Origin of the sequence: Streptomyces sp. CB02366, assembly GCF_001905905.1 — a bacterium.
Classification (GTDB): domain Bacteria; phylum Actinomycetota; class Actinomycetes; order Streptomycetales; family Streptomycetaceae; genus Streptomyces.
Window position 1 is genome coordinate 115382 of sequence record NZ_LIVT01000013.1, and the last position, 19336, is coordinate 134717.

Annotated in this window: 22 protein-coding genes; 5 read left to right on the top strand and 17 right to left on the bottom strand. The window is 72.1% G+C overall.

Annotated features, from left to right (window positions below):
- Positions 1-51: 51 nt before the first annotated feature.
- From rnc to AMK24_RS27330, 8 genes are all read right to left on the bottom strand, one after another.
- Entirely contained in the window at positions 52-876 is an 825-nt protein-coding gene (rnc, locus tag AMK24_RS27295) for a ribonuclease III (RefSeq protein ID WP_073771560.1), read from the bottom strand.
- 19 nt (positions 877-895) lie between these two features.
- A complete protein-coding gene (rpmF, locus tag AMK24_RS27300) occupies positions 896-1069 on the bottom strand; it encodes a 50S ribosomal protein L32 (RefSeq protein WP_003965982.1) in 174 nt (57 codons plus the stop codon).
- Positions 1070-1071: 2 nt separating this feature from the next.
- On the bottom strand, positions 1072-1644 hold the full coding sequence (locus AMK24_RS27305; protein WP_242435266.1) for a YceD family protein: 573 nt from the start codon (positions 1642-1644) through the stop codon (positions 1072-1074).
- A gap of 261 nt (positions 1645-1905) precedes the next feature.
- The gene (locus AMK24_RS27310) at positions 1906-3015 is read right to left on the bottom strand and encodes a cell division initiation protein (protein WP_073771562.1); all 1110 of its coding nucleotides are present in this window, start codon (positions 3013-3015) and stop codon (positions 1906-1908) included.
- A gap of 116 nt (positions 3016-3131) precedes the next feature.
- Positions 3132-3611, bottom strand: a complete 480-nt coding sequence (coaD, locus tag AMK24_RS27315) for a pantetheine-phosphate adenylyltransferase (protein ID WP_199876511.1) — start codon at positions 3609-3611, stop codon at positions 3132-3134.
- Between the two features lie 26 nt (positions 3612-3637).
- Positions 3638-4222, bottom strand: coding sequence for a 16S rRNA (guanine(966)-N(2))-methyltransferase RsmD (rsmD, locus tag AMK24_RS27320; protein ID WP_073771564.1), 585 nt, complete (start codon positions 4220-4222; stop codon positions 3638-3640).
- A 203-nt stretch (positions 4223-4425) separates the two neighbouring features.
- Positions 4426-6705: an ATP-dependent DNA helicase RecG gene (gene recG, locus AMK24_RS27325; protein WP_073771565.1), complete on the bottom strand. Its 2280-nt coding sequence runs from the start codon at positions 6703-6705 to the stop codon at positions 4426-4428.
- Positions 6706-6825: 120 nt separating this feature from the next.
- Entirely contained in the window at positions 6826-8550 is a 1725-nt protein-coding gene (locus tag AMK24_RS27330; protein WP_073771566.1) for a DAK2 domain-containing protein, read from the bottom strand.
- Between the two features lie 254 nt (positions 8551-8804).
- On the opposite strand from AMK24_RS27330, the gene rpmB reads away from it, so the two are divergent.
- Positions 8805-8990, top strand: coding sequence for a 50S ribosomal protein L28 (gene rpmB, locus AMK24_RS27335; RefSeq protein ID WP_026171429.1), 186 nt, complete (start codon positions 8805-8807; stop codon positions 8988-8990).
- A gap of 98 nt (positions 8991-9088) precedes the next feature.
- Here the strand turns inward: rpmB and thiD are convergent, their stop codons facing one another.
- Together thiD and AMK24_RS27345 are read right to left on the bottom strand one after the other, a co-directional pair.
- Positions 9089-9898, bottom strand: coding sequence for a bifunctional hydroxymethylpyrimidine kinase/phosphomethylpyrimidine kinase (thiD, locus tag AMK24_RS27340; RefSeq protein WP_073771621.1), 810 nt, complete (start codon positions 9896-9898; stop codon positions 9089-9091).
- A gap of 42 nt (positions 9899-9940) precedes the next feature.
- Positions 9941-10921, bottom strand: a complete 981-nt coding sequence (locus AMK24_RS27345; protein WP_073771567.1) for a thiamine-phosphate kinase — start codon at positions 10919-10921, stop codon at positions 9941-9943.
- Positions 10922-11140: 219 nt separating this feature from the next.
- On the opposite strand from AMK24_RS27345, the gene AMK24_RS27350 reads away from it, so the two are divergent.
- A complete protein-coding gene (locus tag AMK24_RS27350; RefSeq protein WP_073771568.1) occupies positions 11141-11374 on the top strand; it encodes an Lrp/AsnC family transcriptional regulator in 234 nt (77 codons plus the stop codon).
- 20 nt (positions 11375-11394) lie between these two features.
- Positions 11395-11883 carry a DUF3515 domain-containing protein gene (locus tag AMK24_RS27355; RefSeq protein ID WP_073771569.1) on the top strand — a complete coding sequence of 163 codons (489 nt, stop codon included), beginning with the start codon at positions 11395-11397 and terminating at the stop codon, positions 11881-11883.
- 33 nt (positions 11884-11916) lie between these two features.
- Here the strand turns inward: AMK24_RS27355 and AMK24_RS27360 are convergent, their stop codons facing one another.
- From AMK24_RS27360 to AMK24_RS27370, 3 genes are read right to left on the bottom strand one after another with little or no spacing between them, the layout of a single operon-like run.
- A complete protein-coding gene (locus AMK24_RS27360) occupies positions 11917-13092 on the bottom strand; it encodes a D-alanine--D-alanine ligase family protein (protein WP_073771570.1) in 1176 nt (391 codons plus the stop codon).
- 34 nt (positions 13093-13126) lie between these two features.
- Positions 13127-14137 (bottom strand): NAD(P)H-dependent glycerol-3-phosphate dehydrogenase, encoded by a 1011-nt coding sequence (locus AMK24_RS27365; RefSeq protein WP_073771571.1) that lies wholly within the window; start codon positions 14135-14137, stop codon positions 13127-13129.
- Complete coding sequence (locus AMK24_RS27370) at positions 14134-14886, bottom strand: lysophospholipid acyltransferase family protein (RefSeq protein ID WP_073771572.1); 753 nt, start codon at positions 14884-14886, stop codon at positions 14134-14136. The genes AMK24_RS27365 and AMK24_RS27370 overlap by 4 nt, the downstream gene beginning before the upstream one ends.
- Positions 14887-15037: 151 nt before the next feature.
- Between AMK24_RS27370 and cofC the strand changes: the two genes are divergently transcribed.
- Together cofC and AMK24_RS27380 are read left to right on the top strand one after the other, a co-directional pair.
- The gene (gene cofC, locus AMK24_RS27375; RefSeq protein WP_073771573.1) at positions 15038-15721 is read left to right on the top strand and encodes a 2-phospho-L-lactate guanylyltransferase; all 684 of its coding nucleotides are present in this window, start codon (positions 15038-15040) and stop codon (positions 15719-15721) included.
- A gap of 10 nt (positions 15722-15731) precedes the next feature.
- Positions 15732-15935, top strand: coding sequence for a hypothetical protein (locus tag AMK24_RS27380; protein ID WP_073771574.1), 204 nt, complete (start codon positions 15732-15734; stop codon positions 15933-15935).
- Positions 15936-16063: 128 nt separating this feature from the next.
- Here the strand turns inward: AMK24_RS27380 and AMK24_RS27385 are convergent, their stop codons facing one another.
- From AMK24_RS27385 to leuC, 4 genes are all read right to left on the bottom strand, one after another.
- Positions 16064-16723 (bottom strand): HU family DNA-binding protein, encoded by a 660-nt coding sequence (locus AMK24_RS27385; RefSeq protein ID WP_073771575.1) that lies wholly within the window; start codon positions 16721-16723, stop codon positions 16064-16066.
- Between the two features lie 142 nt (positions 16724-16865).
- A complete protein-coding gene (locus AMK24_RS27390; protein ID WP_073771576.1) occupies positions 16866-17093 on the bottom strand; it encodes a hypothetical protein in 228 nt (75 codons plus the stop codon).
- A gap of 104 nt (positions 17094-17197) precedes the next feature.
- Positions 17198-17791 carry a 3-isopropylmalate dehydratase small subunit gene (leuD, locus tag AMK24_RS27395; RefSeq protein WP_073771577.1) on the bottom strand — a complete coding sequence of 198 codons (594 nt, stop codon included), beginning with the start codon at positions 17789-17791 and terminating at the stop codon, positions 17198-17200.
- A gap of 2 nt (positions 17792-17793) precedes the next feature.
- Entirely contained in the window at positions 17794-19221 is a 1428-nt protein-coding gene (leuC, locus tag AMK24_RS27400) for a 3-isopropylmalate dehydratase large subunit (protein ID WP_073771578.1), read from the bottom strand.
- Positions 19222-19336: the final 115 nt, after the last annotated feature.

Here is a 19336-nt window from a genome sequence, read left to right on the forward strand (position 1 = left end):
ACAGGGAGAACCCCCCGGTGCTCGTGGCGCCGAGGGGTTTCCCGTGTCGCTTCAGGCCGGAGCGGCGTCCGTGTTCGGCGACGGTACGGCAGGGGTGTCGGCGGCCCCTCCGTCGGCCGCGGACTTCTCCGCGGCCTGCCGTGCCTCTGCGGCGGCACTGATCTCGCGCCAGGCGGACTCGGCCGCCTGCTGCTCCGCTTCCTTCTTGCTACGGCCGGTGCCGGTGCCGTACGAGACACCACCGACGCGGGCGGCAGCAGTGAAGGTCTTCTCGTGGTCCGGGCCGGTCTCCGTCACGAGGTACTCGGGGACTCCGAGGCTCTCGCTGGCGGTGAGTTCCTGGAGGCTGGTCTTCCAGTCCAGGCCGGCGCCGAGGTTCGAGGACCTGTCGATCAGCGGGTCGAAGAGCCGGTGGACCAGCTCCGAGGCCGCGCTGAGGCCCTGGTCGAGATAGACCGCGCCGATCACCGCTTCCAGTGTGTCGGCGAGGATGGAAGCCTTGTCCCGGCCACCCGTGCCCTCTTCACCGCGGCCGAGCCGGATGAAGGAGCCGAGTTCGAGGCCGCGGCCCACTTCCGCAAGCGCACGCGAGTTGACCACCGCGGCCCGCAACTTGGCCAGCTGGCCTTCGGGCAGGTCGGGGTGGGTGCGGTACAGCGTGTCCGTGACCACCAGGCCGAGCACCGAGTCCCCGAGGAACTCCAGCCGCTCGTTGGTGGGCAGGCCGCCGTTCTCGTACGCGTACGAACGGTGGGTCAGCGCACGCACCAGAAGGGCGGACTCGAGGTGGTACCCGAGCCGCCCTTCCAGAAGCGTGTGGGACGAGGCTGTGTTGACGTTGTCTGCCTGCTTCTTGGCGTTGGACAACTCAGACATCGGGCCTCTCACCAGCCGCTCAGACCTCGAGGACCTGGCGCTTGTTGTAGGTGCCGCAGCTCGGGCACGCAATGTGCTGGAGCTTGGGCTCCTGGCAACGCTCGCACGAAACCAGGGTGGGGACCGCAGCCTTCCACTGCGACCGGCGGTGGCGCGTGTTGCTGCGCGACATCTTCCGCTTCGGAACAGCCACGGCTACTTCTCCTGCTTCTCGTCGACGCCCGGTTCGGCGCCGCCCATGTTGTCCTTCTCGCCGTCCTGAACGGTCTCGGCGAGTCCTTGCAGTGCCGCCCAACGGATGTCGACGGCGTCGTGGTGGTGGTCCGGATTCTCGTCCAGCCTGATTCCGCATTCGGAACACAGGCCGGCGCAGGTCTCCTTGCACACCGGCTGCATGGGCAGTGCGAGCACTACCGCGTCACGCAGCACTGACTCGAGGTCGAACAGGCCGTCCTCGAGGAAGAACATGTCCTCGTCGTCCTCGGCGTCGTCGACCGGGTCCGCGGTGGGGCGGCCCCGGTCATCGGCGTCAGGGTACGAGAACATCTCCTGGAAGTCCGCGTCGACCTCTACGGTCAGCGGCTCCAGACACCTTACGCACTCCCCCTCGGCGGTGGCACGGGCGGTGCCTGTGACAAGCACCCCTTCCATGACCGATTCGAGGCGGAGGTCCAGCTGCACGGGCGCGCCTTCCGGCACGCCGATGACGCCGTCGATGCCCAGGACCGGTGAACCGGGTGCTTCCACCGAGCGGGAGATCCGCTTCATGGCACCGGGACGCCGGCCCAGCTCGTGCGTATCGAACACGAGGGGGTTGCGGTGGTCGAGGTGGCCGTTCAGGGCTTCTCCTGCTTTCGGATCATGGGTGTCGCGCTGCGATAGGGAGGCCGGTCGTCTGCGGTCCGGCGAAAGGCCGTCTTTCGCTTCCGAGGCGAAACGGGCAGCCGGGATCGCGGACCTGTGTGCGACCGAGGATTCAGGATACTTGACGGACCGCTCAGCACCCAATCGGGGCGGCCCGGCCCCGGGTCAGCGGCCCTGTTCGTACCGGCGCAGCTGCTCCAGGTCGATCATGCTGGTGTCGAAGAGGCTGGTCTCGTCCAGCGCTCCCCCGCCGGGCCGGCCGGCCGCCGGGGGCTGGTGCGGCTGCTGCCACCCGTAGTCGGGCTGCCCGGTCGGCTGGGGCGGGTACCCGTTCGGGTCGTAGCCCCCCTGCGGCTGGTACGCGGCGTAAGGGTCGGGCTGCTGCTGGTAGCCGTACCCGTCCTGGACGCCCTGCTGGTGCGACTGCTCCTGGTAGCCGTACGCCGCCGGTGCGTAGCCCGGGTCGGCCTGCGGCTGCGCCGGGTAGGCGGGCGGGGCCGGCTGCGCGGGCGGCTGGGGCGCCCGCGGCGGCTGCGGGGCGGCCAGCTCGGCGAGACCCGCCAGGTAGTCGGCGTCGCTGGTGGGGCCCTGGCCGCCCGCGGCGTCCTGGGCGGCGATGTGCGCGCCCAGCTCGTCGGTGGCGACCCGGCCGTGCAGCTTCTGCCGTCCGCGGCCGACCGCCTCCAGCGTCCCGGCGAGAACGGCCTCGAAGGCGCCGAACTTGGCGTCGACGTACGCGTCGGCCCGCTGCCGCAGGGTCTCGGGGTCGGCACTGCGCTCGGGGGCCTCGGTGAAGTCGGGGTCCTCGTAGCCCTGCTCGTCCAGGCCCCGGCCCCGGCCGAGGAGCTTCTCGCGGCCCCGGTCCACGGAACCGATGGTCTTGGTGAGGACGACCTCGAAGTTGGCGAGCTTGCTGTCGACGTAGTCGTCGGCCTCGGCCCGGACCTCCTCGGCCTCGCGGCGGGCCTCGGACAGGATCCGGTCGGCCTCGGCCTGCGACTGGCGGACGACCTCGGTCTCGGAGATCAGCGTGGCGCGCTGGGCGCGGGCGGCCTCGACGATCCGCTCGGCCTCCTGCCTGGCCTGCTCGGCGAACTGCTCCTGGCCGCCGAGGAGCTCCTGGGCCTGGGCGAGGGAGCCGGGCAGGGCCTGGCGCACCTCTTCCAGCATCGCGAGCAGCTCGGCGCGGTTGACCACGCACGAGGCCGACATGGGCATGGATCGGGCGGCCCCGACCGCTTCGACGATCTCGTCGAGCTTCTTCTGCACGTCCACCGTGTGCTCGCCACTCTCTGCTGCTCTGTTGAAGCTGCTGCTCCGTTGGAGACGGACGGGACGACTGTAAGGCCAGTCGGCCGCCGCCCGACACCGGGTGACGCCCCGTCAGCGGCTCAGCGCTCGCCCAGCCGCTCCACGAGTGCCGCGTGGACGGTCGGGGGCAGCAGGTGGGACACGTCGCCGCCCCAGGCCGCCACCTCCTTGACCAGCGAGGACGACAAGAAGCTGTAGGTGGGGTTGGTCGGCACGAAGAGCGTCTCGACGCCGGAGAGGCCGTTGTTCATCTGGGCCATCTGCAGCTCGTAGTCGAAGTCGCTGACGGCCCGCAGGCCCTTCACGATCGCCGGGATCTCCCGCTGCTTGCAGAAGTCGACCAGCAGGCCGTGGAAGGACTCCACCTCGACGTTGCCGAAGTCGGCGGTGACCTCGCGGATCAGCCCGATCCGCTCGTCCACGGTGAACAGCCCCTTCTTGGACTGGTTGATCATCACCGCGACGTGCACCACGTCGTACAGTTTCGAGGCTCGTCCGATGATGTCGAGATGTCCGTTGGTGATGGGGTCGAACGACCCCGGACAGACGGCGCGGCGCACTGTGGTTCCCTCGCTCTCCGGTCCGGTCATCGTGCGTCTTCGCACGTAGCGGCGGCGCGACCGTACCAAAGCGTCCCCTCGCCGTAGCGACGGGAGCGCAGTGGCTCGAATCCTGCGGGCCAGCCGAATTCGCCGCCCCGGGTGCCGCGTTCCACGGTGACCAGCACATCGTCGCTGAGCCACCCCTGAGCACGGAGTGTGAGCAGGATCTCGCGAAGATCGTCGTCGGTGACGGCGTACGGCGGGTCCAGGAAGACGATGTCGTACGGGTCGGCGGGGGCCGGGCCCGTCACGATCTGCTCCGCTTTGCCGGCCCGTACCTCGGCGCCGGGGAGGCCGAGGACGCGGACGTTGTCGCGGACGGTCCGGACCGCCTTGGGGTCGGCCTCGACGAGCAGGGCGTGGGCCGCTCCGCGGGAGAGCGCTTCGAGCCCGACGGCTCCGGAACCGGCGTACAGGTCGGCGACCCGGGTCCCCTCCAGGGTGCCGAGGAGCGCCTGCCAGGTGGAGAAGAGGCCTTCGCGCGCACGGTCGGAGGTAGGGCGGGTGCCGGTGCCGGGCGGGACGGCCAGGCGGCGTCCACCGGCCGAGCCGGCGATCACGCGGGTCATGGGTGTGAGGTCCTCGGGGTCGGGGGCGGGGGGCGGGACCGGGGCCCCGGCGCGTGAGGGAGTGCGCCCGGGGGCGCGGACCCTCGGCGGCCCGGCGCACGGGCCGCGCGGGCCACGACCCGCGCACGGGCTGCGGGCGGGCCGTGCGTCCACGATATGGCGTGCGGGCCGCGCCGGCCCGGTCGGCGGGCGCCCCGCGGAACTCACCCCTTGTCGAGGTACTCCTCGCGCTCCTTGTCCAGGAGGGCGGCCAGCACGGTGCGCAGCTCCGGCAGCTCCTCCAGCCCCGGGTCGGCGGCGACGATCGCCACGGCCTCCTCGCGGGCGGCGGCGATGACCTCCTCGTCGTCGATGACGGTGAGCATCCGCAGCGAGGAGCGCACCCCGGACTGGGCCTGGCCCAGCACATCGCCCTCGCGGCGCTGCTCCAGGTCGATGCGGGAGAGTTCGAAGCCGTCCAGGGTGGCGGCGACGGCGGAGAGCCGGGCGCGGGCGGGGCTCGCCTCGTGGGCCTCGCTGACCAGCAGGCAGAGTCCGGGGGCGGAGCCCCGGCCGACGCGCCCGCGGAGCTGGTGGAGCTGGGAGACGCCGAAGCGGTCGGCGTCCATGATCACCATGGCGGTGGCGTTGGGGACGTTGACCCCGACCTCGATGACGGTGGTGGCGACCAGGACGTCGACCTCCCCGGCGGCGAACCGGCGCATGACGTCGTCCTTCTCGTCGGGGTGCATCCTGCCGTGCAGCACCTCGACGCGCAGCCCCGCCAGCGGGCCCCCGCGCAGTTCGTCGGCGATCTCCAGGACGGCGAGCGGCGGCCGTTTGTCGCCGTCCTCCTCGGGGGCCGCCTTCTTGGCCTTCGCCGCCTTCTTGCCGCCCTTGCCCGCGGCCTCCTCCGCGTCGTCCCCGATGCGGGGGCAGACGACGTACGCCTGGTGGCCGTTCTCGACCTCCTCGCGGACGCGTTCCCACGCGCGGGCGAGGAAGTGCGGTTTGTCCTTGGCGGGCACGACGTGGCTGGCGATCGGGGAGCGGCCGGCCGGGAGCTGGTCCAGGACGGAGGTCTCCAGGTCGCCGAAGACCGTCATCGCGACCGTACGGGGAATGGGGGTGGCGGTCATGACGAGGAGGTGGGGCGGCTGCTTCCCCTTGGAGCGCAGGGCGTCGCGCTGCTCCACACCGAAGCGGTGCTGCTCGTCCACGACGACCAGGCCCAGGTCGTGGAACTGGACCTTGTCCTCGATGAGGGCGTGGGTGCCGATGACGATCCCGGCCTCGCCGGTGACCAGGTCGAGCAGGGCCTGCCGGCGGGCCGCCGCGCCCATCGAACCGGTGAGCAGGACGACCTTGGTCCCCCGGTCCGAGCCGCCCGGCGCCCGCCCGCCACCCGGCCGCCGCCCCTCGTCCAGAGGCGCTTCGCGCCACAGCCCCCAACGGTCGGCCAGCTCGCCCATCATCTCGGTGATCGAGCGGTGGTGCTGCTGGGCGAGGACCTCGGTGGGGGCGAGCATCGCGGCCTGGCCGCCCGCGTCGACCACGGCGAGCATGGCGCGCAGGGCCACCATCGTCTTGCCCGAGCCGACTTCGCCCTGGAGGAGGCGGTGCATCGGATGCTCGGTGGCCAGGTCGTCGAAGATCTCCTTGCTGACCTTCTCCTGCCCCTCGGTGAGGGTGAAGGGCAGCTTGGCGTCGAAGGCGTCCAGCAGGCCGTCGGCGACGGGGCGGCGGGCAGCGGCGGGGAGCTGGGTGTCGGCGTAGCGGCGGCGGGCCAGGGCCACTTGGAGGACGAAGGCCTCGTCCCACTTCAGCCGGGCCTTGGCGTCCTCGATGTCCGCCCTGGTCTGCGGCCGGTGCACCTTGAGCAGGGCCTCCGGCAGCGGGGTGAAGCCGCGCCCCTCGCGCAGGGCGGCGGGGAGCGGGTCCACCGCGTCCCGCGCGCTGGGCAGCACGGCGTCGACGGCCTTGGCGATACGCCAGGAGTCGAGCTGTTTGCAGGCGGGGTAGATCGGCAGCAGCCGGCCCGCGAAGGCGTCCACGGCCTCGGTGGCCTCGTCGGCGTCGGAGGCGTCGAGCAGTTGGTACGTGGGGTGGGCCAGCTGCATCTTGCGGTTGAAGACGGAGACCTTGCCCGCGAACATCGCCTGGCGGCCCGGCAGCAGCTCCTTGTGCGGCTTGTGGACGCCGTGGCCGAAGAAGACCAGCTGGAGGCGGCCGCTGCCGTCGGTCAGGGTGACCTCCAGGCGTTTGCCCCGGCCGTTGTTGAACGTCAGGACGCGGGCGTCGGCGACCTGGGCGACGACCGTGACGTGCTCGTCCAGCGGGAGGTCGGTCAGCGCGGTCAGCTTGCCGCGCTCCTCGTACCGCCGCGGGTAGTGGTGCAGCAGATCTCCGACCGTGTGCAGGTCGAGGTGTTCGGCCATCACCTTCGCGGTCGCTCCGCCGAGCAGCTTCTTGAGGGGTTCATCGAGCGAGGACACGCCCTCCATTGCACACCACGGCACTGACAGCCGTCCGGCGGGCGCGGCCGGCCGCCCGGATCCGCCCGCCCCGCGCACCCGGATCCGCCTGCCCGGGCCGCCCGGCGGGCCCGGGACGCGCCGCCGCGGCTACTCGACGCCGATCAGCAGGGGCGCCCGCTGGCGGCCGCCCCGGTAGACCACCGTGTCCACGGCGAGGTGGCCCTCCCGTACGTGCTCCTCCAGCGCGTCGGCGAGCGCGTCGGGGACGTCCTCGCCGAGGACGAGGGTGACCAGCTCGCCGCCGGCGGCCAGCATCCGGTCGAGCACGGTACGCGCGGTGGCCGGGACGTCGGAGCCGATCACCGCCACGTCGCCGTCGATCAGCCCGAGGACGTCCCCTGCCTGGCAGACCCCGGCCATGGTCCACGACCGGTGCTCCGCGACGGCCAGTTCGGCGTAGCGGGTGGCCCCGGCGGCGGCGGTCATGGCGACCACGTCCTCGTCGAACCCGCGGTCGGGCTCGTGGACGGCGAGGGCGGCGATGCCCTGGACGGCGGCGCGGGTGGGGACGAGGGCGACCCGGACCCCCTCGGTCCTGGCCTGCTCGGCGGCGGCGGCCGCGGTGTGGCGCAGGGCCGCGTCGTTGGGCAGCAGCACCACCTCGCGGGCGTGGGCCCGGCGGATGGCGTCGACCAGTTCGCCGCTGGCGGGCGGTTCGCCGGGGCGGGCGATCACCGTGGTGGCTCCGGCCTCCGCGCACAGGCCGGCCAGTCCGTCCCCGGGGACCACCACGACGACGGCGCGCCGGGCAGGTTCGGCCTGGGCGCGGAGGTCGTGGCCGCTCTCGGTGGCGAAGTGGGTGATCCGGATCCGGTACGGCCGCCCGGCCTCGACGCCCGCCTCCACCGCCGCCCCGGCGTCGTCGACGTGCACATGGACGTGCCAGAGCCCGTCGCCGCCCACCACGACCAGGGAGTCGCCGAGGGCGTCGAGGCGGGTGCGCAGCCGGGCGACCTGGTCGTCGTCGGCCTCCAGGAGGTAGATCACCTCGAAGGCGGGCCCGGCGCCCCCGCCCTCGGGGCAGTCGACCGGCCCCTCCCCCGGGGCGTCCTGCGCCGCGGGCCCGTCCTCCGTGACGCCCCGCGCCGGAGTGCCGCCCACCGGCAGCCCCACCACGGACCCCCCGTCCAGGGGCGCGGGCGTCCTGCCGGGGCCGGTGCGGCCTCCGCGTACCGGGGCCTGCCCGGTCACGGTCTCCACCAGCGCGCCCAGGACCGCCACCAGGCCCCGGCCCCCGGCGTCGACCACGCCCGCCCGGCCGAGGACGGCGAGCTGCTCCGGGGTCCGTACGAGGGCGGCGAGCGCCCCCTCGTACGCGGCGGTGGCGACGGCCCGCAGGCCGGGGCCCGCGCTCCGGGCGGTTTCGGCGGCGGCGGCGGCGACGGTGAGGACGGTCCCCTCGACGGGGCGGGCGACGGCCTGCCGGGCGGCGGAGGCGGCCCTCGTCAGGGCGAGGCGCAGCCGGTCCGCGTCGCCGCCCTCGGCCAGCACCCCGGCCATGCCGCGCAGCAGCTGGGCCAGGATCGTGCCGGAGTTGCCGCGCGCGCCGATCAGGGCGCCGTGTGCCAGGGCGCGCACGGCATCGGCGGCGGCGGGCGCGGTGGTCCCGGTCTCATGCGCGGCGAAGACCGCTTCGACGGCGGCGGCGGCGGACTCGAAGGTCAGGTAGAGGTTGGTGCCGGTGTCGCCGTCGGCGACGGGGTAGACGTTGATCGCGTCGATCTCCGCGCGCTCCCGTCCCAGGGCCTCCAGCGCCAGCGAGCACCACGTGCGTACCGCGACGGCGTCCAGATCGTCGGGGAGCTGCGGCACCGATGGTCCTCCTGGTCGGCCGTGGCGACGGACTGCACCGCAGGTTAGCCCGCTCGCCGGGCCCCCGGCCCGGACAGGGGGCGGGAGAGCGGAGGTCTCGCCCATGGTAGTTTCGTATCTCCGAAGCAGGCGTTGTATGCTGCTCCGGTTGCCCGATGAGAGTCGGGCCATTCCTCCGGTACCGCCACTTCAGTCATCTGATTCCGGCGCGCCGGAATTCACTGTAAGTGCACCTGAAGTCTTTGGAGTGACCCGTGGCTGCCAACTGCGACGTTTGCGGCAAGGGGCCGAGCTTCGGCAACAACATTTCGCACTCGCACCGCCGTACGTCCCGTCGCTGGAACCCCAACATCCAGCGCGTGCGTGCAGTGGTCGGTCGGACGCCGAAGCGGCTCAACGTCTGCACCTCGTGCATCAAGGCCGGCAAGGTCGCGCGCTGACGTCCCCGTCGTAGCGCAGCCTTCCGGTTGCCCAAAAAGCCGGTCCATCTCGGTGGACCGGCTTTTTGCTGTGCTCAGGCGGGCCGCTCGGGGGCCGCTCAGCCCGCCGGGCGGGTCAGCCAGCCGTGGTCGACCGGTCCGATGCCCGCGCCGAGCGGGAAGCCGGCCTCGATCGCGCCGGTGACGTACGTCTTCGCGCCCCGGACCGCGGTGGGCACGTCCTGTCCCAGCGCGAGCCCGGCGGCGATGGCGGAGGCCAGGGTGCAGCCGGTGCCGTGGGTGTGGCGGTTGTCGTGGCGGGGGGCGCGCAGCCAGTGCTCCTCGCTCCCGTCGGTGAGCAGGTCCACCGCCTCGCCGGGCAGATGACCGCCCTTGATCACCACCCAGCGCGGGCCGAAGGCGAGGATCTCCTCGGCGGCCCGGCGCATCCCGTCCTCCTCGGTGACCACGACGCCGGTGAGCTGAGCCACCTCGTCGAGGTTCGGGGTGGCCACGGTGGCGACGGGCAGCAGCACGGTGCGCACCGAGTCGAGGGCTTCGGCGGCGAGCAGGGCGTCGCCGTGCTTGGAGACGCCGACCGGGTCGACGACGACGGGGGCGTCGGTGGCGGCGAGGAGTGCGGCGACGGTCTCCACGAGGGCGGCGGAGGCGAGCATGCCGGTCTTCACGGCCTGGACGCCGATGTCGTCGACGACGCTGCGGTACTGGGCGCGTACGGCGTCCACCGGAAGCTCCCACGCGCCCTGGACGCCGAGGGAGTTCTGCGCGGTGACGGCGGTGAGCACGCTCATGCCGTGCACACCGAGGGCGAGCATGGTCTTCAGGTCGGCCTGGATCCCCGCACCGCCGCCGGAGTCGGAGCCGGCGACGGTGAGCACACGGGGCGGTACAGCGGTACGTATGGGCATGCGCAGCAATCTAGCGCTCCCGCGCGCGTCCCCCGCCCCTGCTCAGGCGCGGGGCTGGGTGTCCTCGATGGCGCCGAAGTGATCCCAGCCGCCCTTGCTGGTCCAGGGCGCTCCGTCGACGGTGACCTGGGGCAGGGCGGAGGGGTTGAGGACCTCGCCGATCACCTTCCAGCGGGCGGGGAGCTTCACGTCGGGGGGGAAGGTCGCGACGATCGCGTGGTCCTCTCCCCCGGTCAGCACCCACTGGAGCGGGTCGACGCCCACGGCCTGCCCGATGTCGGACATCTGCGTGGGGATGTCGATGAGGCCGGAGCGCAGGTCGATGCGGACCTTGCTGGACTCCGCGATGTGGCCGAGGTCCGCGACGAGGCCGTCGCTGACGTCGGTCATCGCGGTCGCGCCGAGTCCGGCGGCCGCGGGGCCCGCGTGGTAGGGCGGTTCGGGGCGGCGGTGGGCCTCGACGAAGGCGCGGGGCGAGCGGAAGCCTCGGGAGAGCACGGCGTATCCGGCGGCGGACCAGCCGAGCCAGCCGGTGACGGCGACGACGTCGCCGGGGCGGGCGCCGGCCCGGGTGACGGGCTCGTGGTTGCGCAGGTCGCCGAGTGCGGTGATGGAGACGGTGATGGTGTCGCCGCCCACCACGTCGCCGCCCACCACGGCCGCACCGGCCACCTGGCATTCGTCGCGGAGCCCGTCCATCAGCTCGGCGGCCCAGGTGACGGGCAGGTCGGCGGGGACGACGAGGCCGAGGAGCAGCGCGGTGGGCACGGCCCCCATCGCCGCGATGTCGGCGAGGTTCTGGGCGGCGGCCTTGCGGCCGACGTCGTACGCCGTCGACCAGTCGCGGCGGAAGTGCCGCCCTTCCAGCAGGATGTCCGTACTGGCCACGACCCTGCGGTCGGGGGCGGCCACGACCGCGGCGTCGTCGCCGGGCCCCAGCCGTACCGCCGGAGTGGTGGTGAGCCGGGACGTGAGCTCTCTGATGAGCCCGAACTCCCCCAACTCGCCCACGGTTCCCTTCACCGAGTCTCACCTCTCCTTTATCGCCCCGGACACCCGTCCGGGCCCCCGGTCGCGAGCCGTCTGTGCTGTCGGTACCGTCAAGAGATACGTCAACTTCTGCGCCCTGCGCGCCACGCTGTGGACGTCATCCGGCCCGCAGGTCTCCCCGTGGCCCTCGACGACGCGATAACGTGGCGTCCCTTTCCCCCACATGATCCTCGTGGCCGCCCTGGAGGTTCCGTGGTACAGGCGTACATCCTCATCCAGACCGAGGTGGGCAAGGCGTCGATCGTCGCCCAGACCATCTCCAAGATTCCGGGAGTCATCCAGGCAGAGGACGTGACGGGTCCCTACGACGTGATCGTGCGCGCCCAGGCGGACACGGTCGACGAACTCGGCCGCATGGTGGTCGCCAAGGTGCAGCAGGTGGACGGCATCACACGGACGTTGACCTGCCCGGTCGTCCACCTCTGACCCCCGTCTAGGCTGGGCCGGTGACGTCATCCGCCCGCCGGCCACCCCGCTCGATATTCCTCGGTCCGTCCGCTGCCGTGCTCGTCCTGGCCGCGGCGGGCTGTTCCCTCAGCGACGCCCGGCCCCCGGTCCCGGTTCCCACCCCGTCCGCGGAGGCCGCCGCGTACTGCGAGGCCCTGGACGAGGCACTGCCCCGGACCGTCCTCGAACAGGAACGCAGCGACCCCTCCCCGGACTCGGAGCTGACCGCCGGCTGGGGGGACGGGGCGATCGTACTGCGCTGCGGGGTCCCCCGGCCCGCGAAGATGGACGACCCCCAGGCGCAGGGGGTCGAGGCGGACGGGGTGCAGTGGATGCTGGAGGAGCCCGAGGGGTCCGGACCGCGGTTCACCACCACGTACCGCAAGGCGTACGTCGAGGTCACGCTCTCCTCGGCGTACGCCCACGACATGACGCCGCTGGCCGCGTTCGCCGGCCCCGTCTCGAAGACGGTCCCCAGCAGATTCTGAACCGGGCGGCGGCGTCGGTCGCCCGGGGCCGCGTCAGCGCAGTCCGGTGGAGCGGGTCAACGCCGCCTGGATCAGCCGGTCGACCAGTTCCGGGTAGCTGACGCCGCTCTCCTGCCACATGCGCGGGTACATGGAGATCGGGGTGAAGCCCGGCAGGGTGTTGATCTCGTTGATGACGAAGGAGCCGTCCTCGGTGAGGAAGAAGTCGGCGCGCACCAGCCCCTCGCAGGAGACGGCGTCGAACGCGGCGACGGCGAGGCGCTGCACCTCGGCGGTCTGCTCGTCGGTGAGCGGCGCCGGCACCAGGCCGGCGGCCGAGTCGATGTACTTGGCCTCGAAGTCGTAGAAGTCGTGGGAGGTGACCGGCGGGATCTCGGCGGGCACGCTGGCGCGCGGACCGTCCTCGAACTCCAGCACCCCGCACTCGATCTCCCGGCCGCGCAGCAGCGACTCGACGAGGAACTTCGGGTCGTGGCGGCGGGCCTCCTCGATCGCCGCGTCGAGACCTTCGACACCGTCGACCTTGGTGATGCCCATCGAGGAGCCGCCGCGGGCGGGCTTGACGAACAGCGGCCAGCCGTGTTCCCCGGCGAAGTCCACGATCCGCTTGCGGGCGGCGGCGGGATCGTTGTCCCACTCGCGGGGCCGGACGACCTCGTAGGGCCCGACGGGCAGCCCGTAGGAGATGAAGACGCGCTTCATGTACTCCTTGTCCTGGCCGACGGCGGAGGCGAGGACGCCCGCGCCGACGTAGGGCACACCGGAGAGTTCGAGCAGCCCCTGGAGCGTGCCGTCCTCCCCGTAGGGGCCGTGCAGCACGGGGAAGACGACGTCGACCTCGCCCAGCGCCTTGGGCACCGAACCGGGCTCGGTGTAGACGACCTCGCGGCTGCCCGGGTCCACGGAGAGCACGACGCTGCCCTCGGCGGACTCGGCGAGCCGGTCCACCTCGGGGAGCTCGCGGTCGGTGATGGCCATGCGTTCGGGCTCGTCGGCGGTGAGCGCCCAGCGGCCGTCCGTCGTGATGCCGATCGGCAGGACGTCGTACGCGGTCCGGTCGATGGCCTTCATGACGGCGCCGGCCGTGACGACCGAGATGCCGTGCTCGGAGCTGCGGCCGCCGAACACGACCGCCACACGGGGCTTGGGGCGCTGCTGCTCAGGGCTCTCGGCGCGCTCAGGGCTCTGGGGGAGGTTCTCGCTGCTCATATCGCGATGAGCGTACCTGCTGGTAAGAGCGGCGTCAGCGTCGCTCGGCCTTGGCGCTGCGCGACATCAGCTCCTTGACCGCGACGACCGGGGACTTGCCCTCGTGGACGATGGAGACGACGGTTTCGGTGATGGGCATGTCGACCCCGTGCCGGCGTGCCAGCGCGAGGACCGACTCGCAGGACTTGACGCCCTCCGCGGTCTGCCTGGTGACGGCGATCGTCTCCTGGAGCGTCATCCCGCGCCCGAGGTTGGTCCCGAACGTGTGGTTCCGCGAGAGCGGCGAGGAGCAGGTGGCCACCAGGTCGCCCAGGCCTGCGAGTCCGGAGAACGTCAGCGGATCCGCGCCCATGGCCACGCCCAGTCGGGTGGTCTCGGCCAGTCCGCGGGTGATGAGGGAGCCCTTGGTGTTGTCCCCGAGCCCCATGCCGTCCGCGATGCCGACGGCGAGGCCGATGACGTTCTTCACGGCTCCGCCGAGCTCGCAGCCGATCACGTCGGTGTTGGTGTACGGGCGGAAGTACGCGGTGTGGCAGACGGCCTGGAGGCGCTGGGCGACGGACTCGTCGGCGCAGGCGACGACGGCGGCGGCGGGGCGGCGCTCGGCGATCTCCTTGGCGAGGTTGGGTCCGGAGACGACGGCGATGCGGTCGGCGGAGACCTTGGCGACCTCTGCGATCACCTCGCTCATCAGCTCGGCGGTGCCCAGCTCGACGCCCTTCATCAGGGAGACCAGGACGGTGCCCGGCTCCAGGTGCGGGGCCCAGTCGGCGAGGTTGGCGCGGAGCGTCTGGGAGGGCACGACGAGGAAGGCGAACTCCGCGCCGCGCAGGGCCTCGGCGGCGTCGGTGGTGGCACGGATCGAGTCGGGGAGCGCGATGCCCGGGAGGTAGTCCGGGTTGGTGTGGGTGGTGTTGACGGCCTCGGCCAGCTCGGGGCGGCGGCCCCAGAGGGTCACCTCGCAGCCCGCGTCGGCGAGGATCACGGCGAACGCCGTACCCCATGAGCCGGTTCCGAAGACGGCCACTCGTGCGGGGTGCGTCACGTGGATCCCTTTCCCTGGGCCTTACGCCGTTGTTCAGCACGGGCTTTGCGGTGATCGTAGAGCTCGGCGGGCGCCTTCTCGCCGCGCAGGTCCTCCAGCTGGCGGGTGATCGCCGCCATGATGGCCTCGGTCGCCTCGCGCAGCACCTCGGGGGTGGGCTCCCGTCCGTAGAAGCGGCTGAGGTCGACGGGCGGTCCGGCCTGCACCCGGAGCGTCCTGCGGGGGAACAGCCGGAGCTTGTTCTCCTTGGCGTACGGCGGCATCGCCTGGTTCGCGCCCCACTGCGCGACGGGGACGACGGGCGCCCTGGTCATCAACGCCACCCGGGCGGCCCCGGTCTTGCCGGCCATCGGCCACATGTCCGGATCCCGGGTGAGGGTGCCCTCGGGGTAGAAGGCGACGCACTCGCCGCGCTCGATGGCGTCCACGGCGGCCCGGAAGGCGTCCAGGGCGTCGGTGGTCTCGCGGTAGACGGGGATCTGGCCGGTGCCGCGCAGCATCATCCCGACGAAGGGGGTGCGGAAGAGGCCGGCCTTCGCCAGGAACCTGGGCACCCGCCCGGTGTTGTACTGGAAGTGGCCGTAGGCGAGCGGGTCCAGATAGGAGTTGTGGTTGACGGCGGTGATGAATCCGCCGTCGACCGGAATGTGTTCCGCCCCCCGCCAGTCTCGCTTGAACAGAACCACCAGCGGCGGCTTGGCGATGACCGCCGCCAGGCGGTACCAGAAGCCGATTCTGCGGCGGGACACTCGGACACCTTCCTTAGGAATTTTCGGCCTGCCGGCCGGCTGCGGACGGTCACGTCCCGCCCCGGACCCCTGCTCTGTCGAGAACACCGTACGCCTCACGTTCGGTAGCGGTCCTCCGGGTTGTCGTACCGGCAGGCGAGAATAAGTCCTCATGTGTACGGAGGGGGAGATCGCCACGAAGACCGATCCGGCCGGGCCCTGGTCCCTGGTCGTTCCGCTGAAGCCGCTCGCGCGGGCCAAGAGCCGCCTGGGGCGGGCGGTGGGCGAGGAGGCGCGGCCCCGGCTGGCGCTGGCGTTCGCCCAGGACACCGTGGCCGCGGCGCTGGACTGCTCCCGGGTGCGGGATGTGGTGGTCGTCACGGACGACGCGGTGGCCGCCGCGGCTCTCTCGGCGCTCGGGGCGCGGATCGTGCCGGACGCTCCCCGGGCCGGGCTCAACGCGGCGCTGGCGCACGGGGCGCGCCGCGCGCGGGCCTCGCGGCCCGCGGCCGCGGTGGCCGCCCTCAACGCGGATCTGCCCGCGCTGCGCGGCGGCGAATTGGCGCGGGTGCTCGATTTTGCCTCCGCTTTTCCCAGCGCTTTTCTCCGGGACGCGGAGGGAATCGGCACGACATTTCTGTCCGCCGTGGGCGGAGCTGAATTCCGTCCGGCTTTCGGCGGTCCGTCCGGGGCGCGGCACCGGGCGGCGGGGGCGGTCGAAATAACGCTGTCCGGCGTCGACTCGGTGCGCCGGGACGTGGACACGGGCGAGGACCTGCGGGCCGCCCTGGCCCTGGGGGTGGGGCCGCACACGGCGCGGATCGCGGCCGCCGCCGCCTCGGCGGGCGACCGATAGGCTGCCGCCCATGCAGGCGACCTCGTACACGTACGACCCCCAGACCCGGTGCGGCAGTGTGCTGCTGGACGACGGCACCCCGGTGGAGTTCGACGCCGCCGCCTTCGACGCGGGCGGCCTGTTGCTGCTGCGTCCGGGGCAGCGGGTGCGGGTCGAGGGCGAGGGCGAGGGCGCGGCCCTGCGGATCTCGCTGGTCACGCTGCAGACGTTCTGATCCGGTCCCGGTCCCGGTCGTCCGGCCGGGGCCGTTGGGCCGAACGGGCCCGGACAGCCCGCGGGCCGGGCTCCCTGGGAGGGGAGCCCGGCCCGGCGCGTCGTGAGGGGCGAGCAGTCGCCCGGGTCTCACTTCTTGCGTGCGGTGGCCTTCTTGGCCGTGGTCTTGCGCGCGGTGGTCTTCTTCGCGGGCGCCTTCTTCGCCGTGGCCTTCTTGGCGGGCGCGGTCTTGCTGGCGACGGTCTTCGTCGCGGTCTTCTTGGCCGGGGTCGCCTTCTTCGCGGCCGGGGACGTCTTCTTCGCCGTCGCGGTCGTCTTCTTGGCGGTGGCCTTCTTGGCGGTGGCGGTCTTCGCCGGCGCCGTCTTCTTGGCGGTGGCCTTCTTCGCGGTGGCCTTCTTGGCGGCCGACTTCTTGGCGGCGGCGGCCTTCACCGTCGTACGGGCGGCGGAAGATCCGCCCGAGAGGCTGCCCTTGGGGGCCTTCTTGACGGCCACGTCGTTCTTGGGGAGCTTCTTCGAGCCGCTCACCAGGTCCTTGAAGCCCTGACCCGCGCGGAAGCGGGGCACCGAGGTCTTCTTGACCCGGACGCGCTCACCCGTCTGCGGGTTGCGGGCGTACCGGGCGGGGCGGTCGACCTTCTCGAACGAGCCGAAGCCGGTGACCGAGACACGGTCTCCGGCGACCACGGCACGCACGATCGCGTCCAGTACCGCGTCGACGGCGTCCGCGGCCTGCTGACGGCCGCCGACCTTGTCGGCAATCGCTTCTACGAGCTGCGCCTTGTTCACGTCTTCCCCTTCGGAGACATTGCCAGAACGAAAGTGTTCAAGCTTTTTCGCACGTTAGGCAGATATATACCGCAAATCAAACACGAAACGGGCTAATCACCCTAGTGCCGCAACGAAGTCGACCGATGCGCAGTTCCACGTGTCAGTCACCTTCGGGGAATCGGCCCTCATCGAGGTCCTTCATCAACCGGTCCAGACGCTTTGCCGCGTCCGGGAGATCGTGCTTCGCCGCAGCCGTGACGACCAGCAGCTTCCGGGTCAGCGCCATCCGTACGCTCTCCGGGACTTGCAGTGCACGCACCTTCGCGTGCGCTTCCTTCAGTTGGTCGGCGACGTGGCCATAGAGCTTGAGTTGGCTGTCGCGTTCCATGCACCGATTGTGCCATCTGGGGCGAGTTGTCGCCCGACGGGGTCTCAACAAGCGACTGCGCCCCCTGCCGGGAGGCAGGGGGCGCAGTCCTGGAAAAGCGCTGCTCAGGCGGCAATGGTACGCGGCTTGTGGGCGGGCCGAGCCGCCTCGTAGGCGGCGATGTCCGCTTCGTTCTGAAGGGTGAGGCTGATGTCGTCGAGCCCGTTGAGCAGGCGCCAGCGGGCGTTCTCGTCCAGTTCGAAGTCGGCGGTGATGCCCTCGGCGCGGACCTGGCGCGCCGAGAGGTCGACGGTCACCTCGGCGGTCGGGTCGGCCTCCGTCAGCTCCCAGAGGGCGTCGACGACCGGCTGCTCCAGCACCACGGTGAGCAGGCCGTTCTTCAGCGAGTTGCCGCGGAAGATGTCGGCGAAGCGGGAGGAGACGACGGCCTTGAAGCCGAAGTTCTGCAGGGCCCAGACCGCGTGTTCGCGGGAGGAGCCCGTACCGAAGTCGGGGCCGGCGACCAGGACCGAGGCGCCCTGGCGCTCGGGGCGGTTGAGGACGAAGTCCTCGTCCTTGCGCCAGGCTTCGAAGAGGCCGTCCTCGAACCCGTCGCGGGTGACCTTCTTCAGCCAGTGGGCGGGGATGATCTGGTCGGTGTCGACATTGCTGCGGCGCAGCGGGACGACCCGGCCGGTGTGGCTGGTGAATGCTTCCATGGCTATCGGACTCCGGCGGGGGTACGGGCGTCGGACAGGTCGGCGGGCGAGGCCAGATGGCCCAGTACGGCGGTGGCGGCGGCGACCTGGGGGGAGACCAGGTGGGTCCGGCCGCCCTTGCCCTGCCGTCCCTCGAAGTTGCGGTTCGAGGTGGAGGCGGAGCGCTCGCCGGGGGCCAGTTGGTCGGGGTTCATGCCGAGGCACATCGAGCACCCGGCGTGCCGCCATTCGGCGCCGGCCTCGGTGAAGACCTTGTCCAGCCCCTCGGAGACGGCCTGGAGGGCGACCCGGACGGAGCCGGGGACGACCAGCATCCGCACCCCGTCGGCCACCTTGCGGCCGTCCAGGACCGAGGCCGCGTTGCGCAGATCCTCGATGCGGCCGTTGGTGCACGAACCCACGAAGACGGTGTCGACGCCGATCTCGCGCAGCGGCTGTCCGGCGGTCAACCCCATGTACTCCAGGGCCCTTTCGGCGGCGTGGCGCTCCGAGGCGTCCTCGTACGAAGCCGGGTCGGGGACGTTGGCCGACAGGGGCGCGCCCTGGCCGGGGTTGGTGCCCCAGGTGACGAACGGGGCGAGTTCGGCGGCGTCGATGACGACCTCGGCGTCGAACACCGCGTCGTCGTCGGAGCGCAGGGTCTTCCAGTACGCGACGGCGGCGTCCCAGTTCTCGCCCTCGGGGGCGTGGTCGCGCCCCCGGAGGTAGTCGAAGGTGGTGGCGTCGGGGGCGATCATGCCCGCGCGGGCGCCGGCCTCGATCGACATGTTGCAGATGGTCATCCGGGCCTCCATCGAGAGCTTCTCGATGGCGGAGCCGCGGTACTCCAGGATGTAGCCCTGGCCGCCGCCGGTGCCGATCCGGGCGATGATCGCCAGGATCAGGTCCTTCGCGGTGACCTCGTCGGGCAGTTCGCCCTCGACGGTGATGGCCATGGTCTTCGGGCGGGCCAGCGGCAGCGTCTGAGTGGCCAGGACGTGCTCCACCTGGCTGGTGCCGATGCCGAACGCCAGTGCGCCGAACGCGCCGTGGGTGGAGGTGTGGGAGTCGCCGCAGACCACGGTGGTGCCGGGCTGGGTCAGGCCCAGCTGCGGGCCGACCACGTGCACGACGCCCTGCTCGACGTCGCCGAGCGGGTGCAGCCGGACGCCGAAGTCCGCGCAGTTCTTGCGCAGGGTCTCCAGCTGGGCGCGCGAGACCGGGTCGGCGATCGGCTTGTCGATGTCGAGGGTCGGGGTGTTGTGGTCCTCGGTGGCGATGGTGAGGTCGAGGCGGCGCACCCGGCGCCCGGCCTGGCGCAGCCCGTCGAAGGCCTGCGGGCTGGTCACCTCGTGCAGCAGGTGCAGATCGATGAAGAGAAGGTCGGGCTCGCCCTCCGCGCGCCGGACGACATGGTCGTCCCAGACCTTCTCCGCGAGTGTCCTACCCATCGCTTTCCCTCCGGCCGGCGTCGTCGCCGGCCCAACTAGAGATTCGGTGCGCCTCCGTCCGGACCCCCGTGCGGGGCGGTGGCCGCGAGCCGTCGTGCGGCCGCCGGTACAGGTT

Bases quoted from the DNA above. Each gene is read 5' to 3' on its own strand.
- rnc (WP_073771560.1), bottom strand. From the start codon at position 876: ATGTCTGAGTTGTCCAACGCCAAGAAGCAGGCAGACAACGTCAACACA.
- AMK24_RS27305 (WP_242435266.1), bottom strand. From the start codon at position 1,644: ATGAAGCGGATCTCCCGCTCGGTGGAAGCACCCGGTTCACCGGTCCTG.
- rsmD (WP_073771564.1), bottom strand. From the start codon at position 4,222: ATGACCCGCGTGATCGCCGGCTCGGCCGGTGGACGCCGCCTGGCCGTC.
- recG (WP_073771565.1), bottom strand. From the start codon at position 6,705: ATGGAGGGCGTGTCCTCGCTCGATGAACCCCTCAAGAAGCTGCTCGGC.
- thiD (WP_073771621.1), bottom strand. From the start codon at position 9,898: ATGCCCATACGTACCGCTGTACCGCCCCGTGTGCTCACCGTCGCCGGC.
- AMK24_RS27360 (WP_073771570.1), bottom strand. From the start codon at position 13,092: ATGAGCAGCGAGAACCTCCCCCAGAGCCCTGAGCGCGCCGAGAGCCCT.
- cofC (WP_073771573.1), top strand. From the start codon at position 15,038: ATGTGTACGGAGGGGGAGATCGCCACGAAGACCGATCCGGCCGGGCCC.
- AMK24_RS27380 (WP_073771574.1), top strand. From the start codon at position 15,732: ATGCAGGCGACCTCGTACACGTACGACCCCCAGACCCGGTGCGGCAGT.
- AMK24_RS27390 (WP_073771576.1), bottom strand. From the start codon at position 17,093: ATGGAACGCGACAGCCAACTCAAGCTCTATGGCCACGTCGCCGACCAA.
- leuD (WP_073771577.1), bottom strand. From the start codon at position 17,791: ATGGAAGCATTCACCAGCCACACCGGCCGGGTCGTCCCGCTGCGCCGC.
- leuC (WP_073771578.1), bottom strand. From the start codon at position 19,221: ATGGGTAGGACACTCGCGGAGAAGGTCTGGGACGACCATGTCGTCCGG.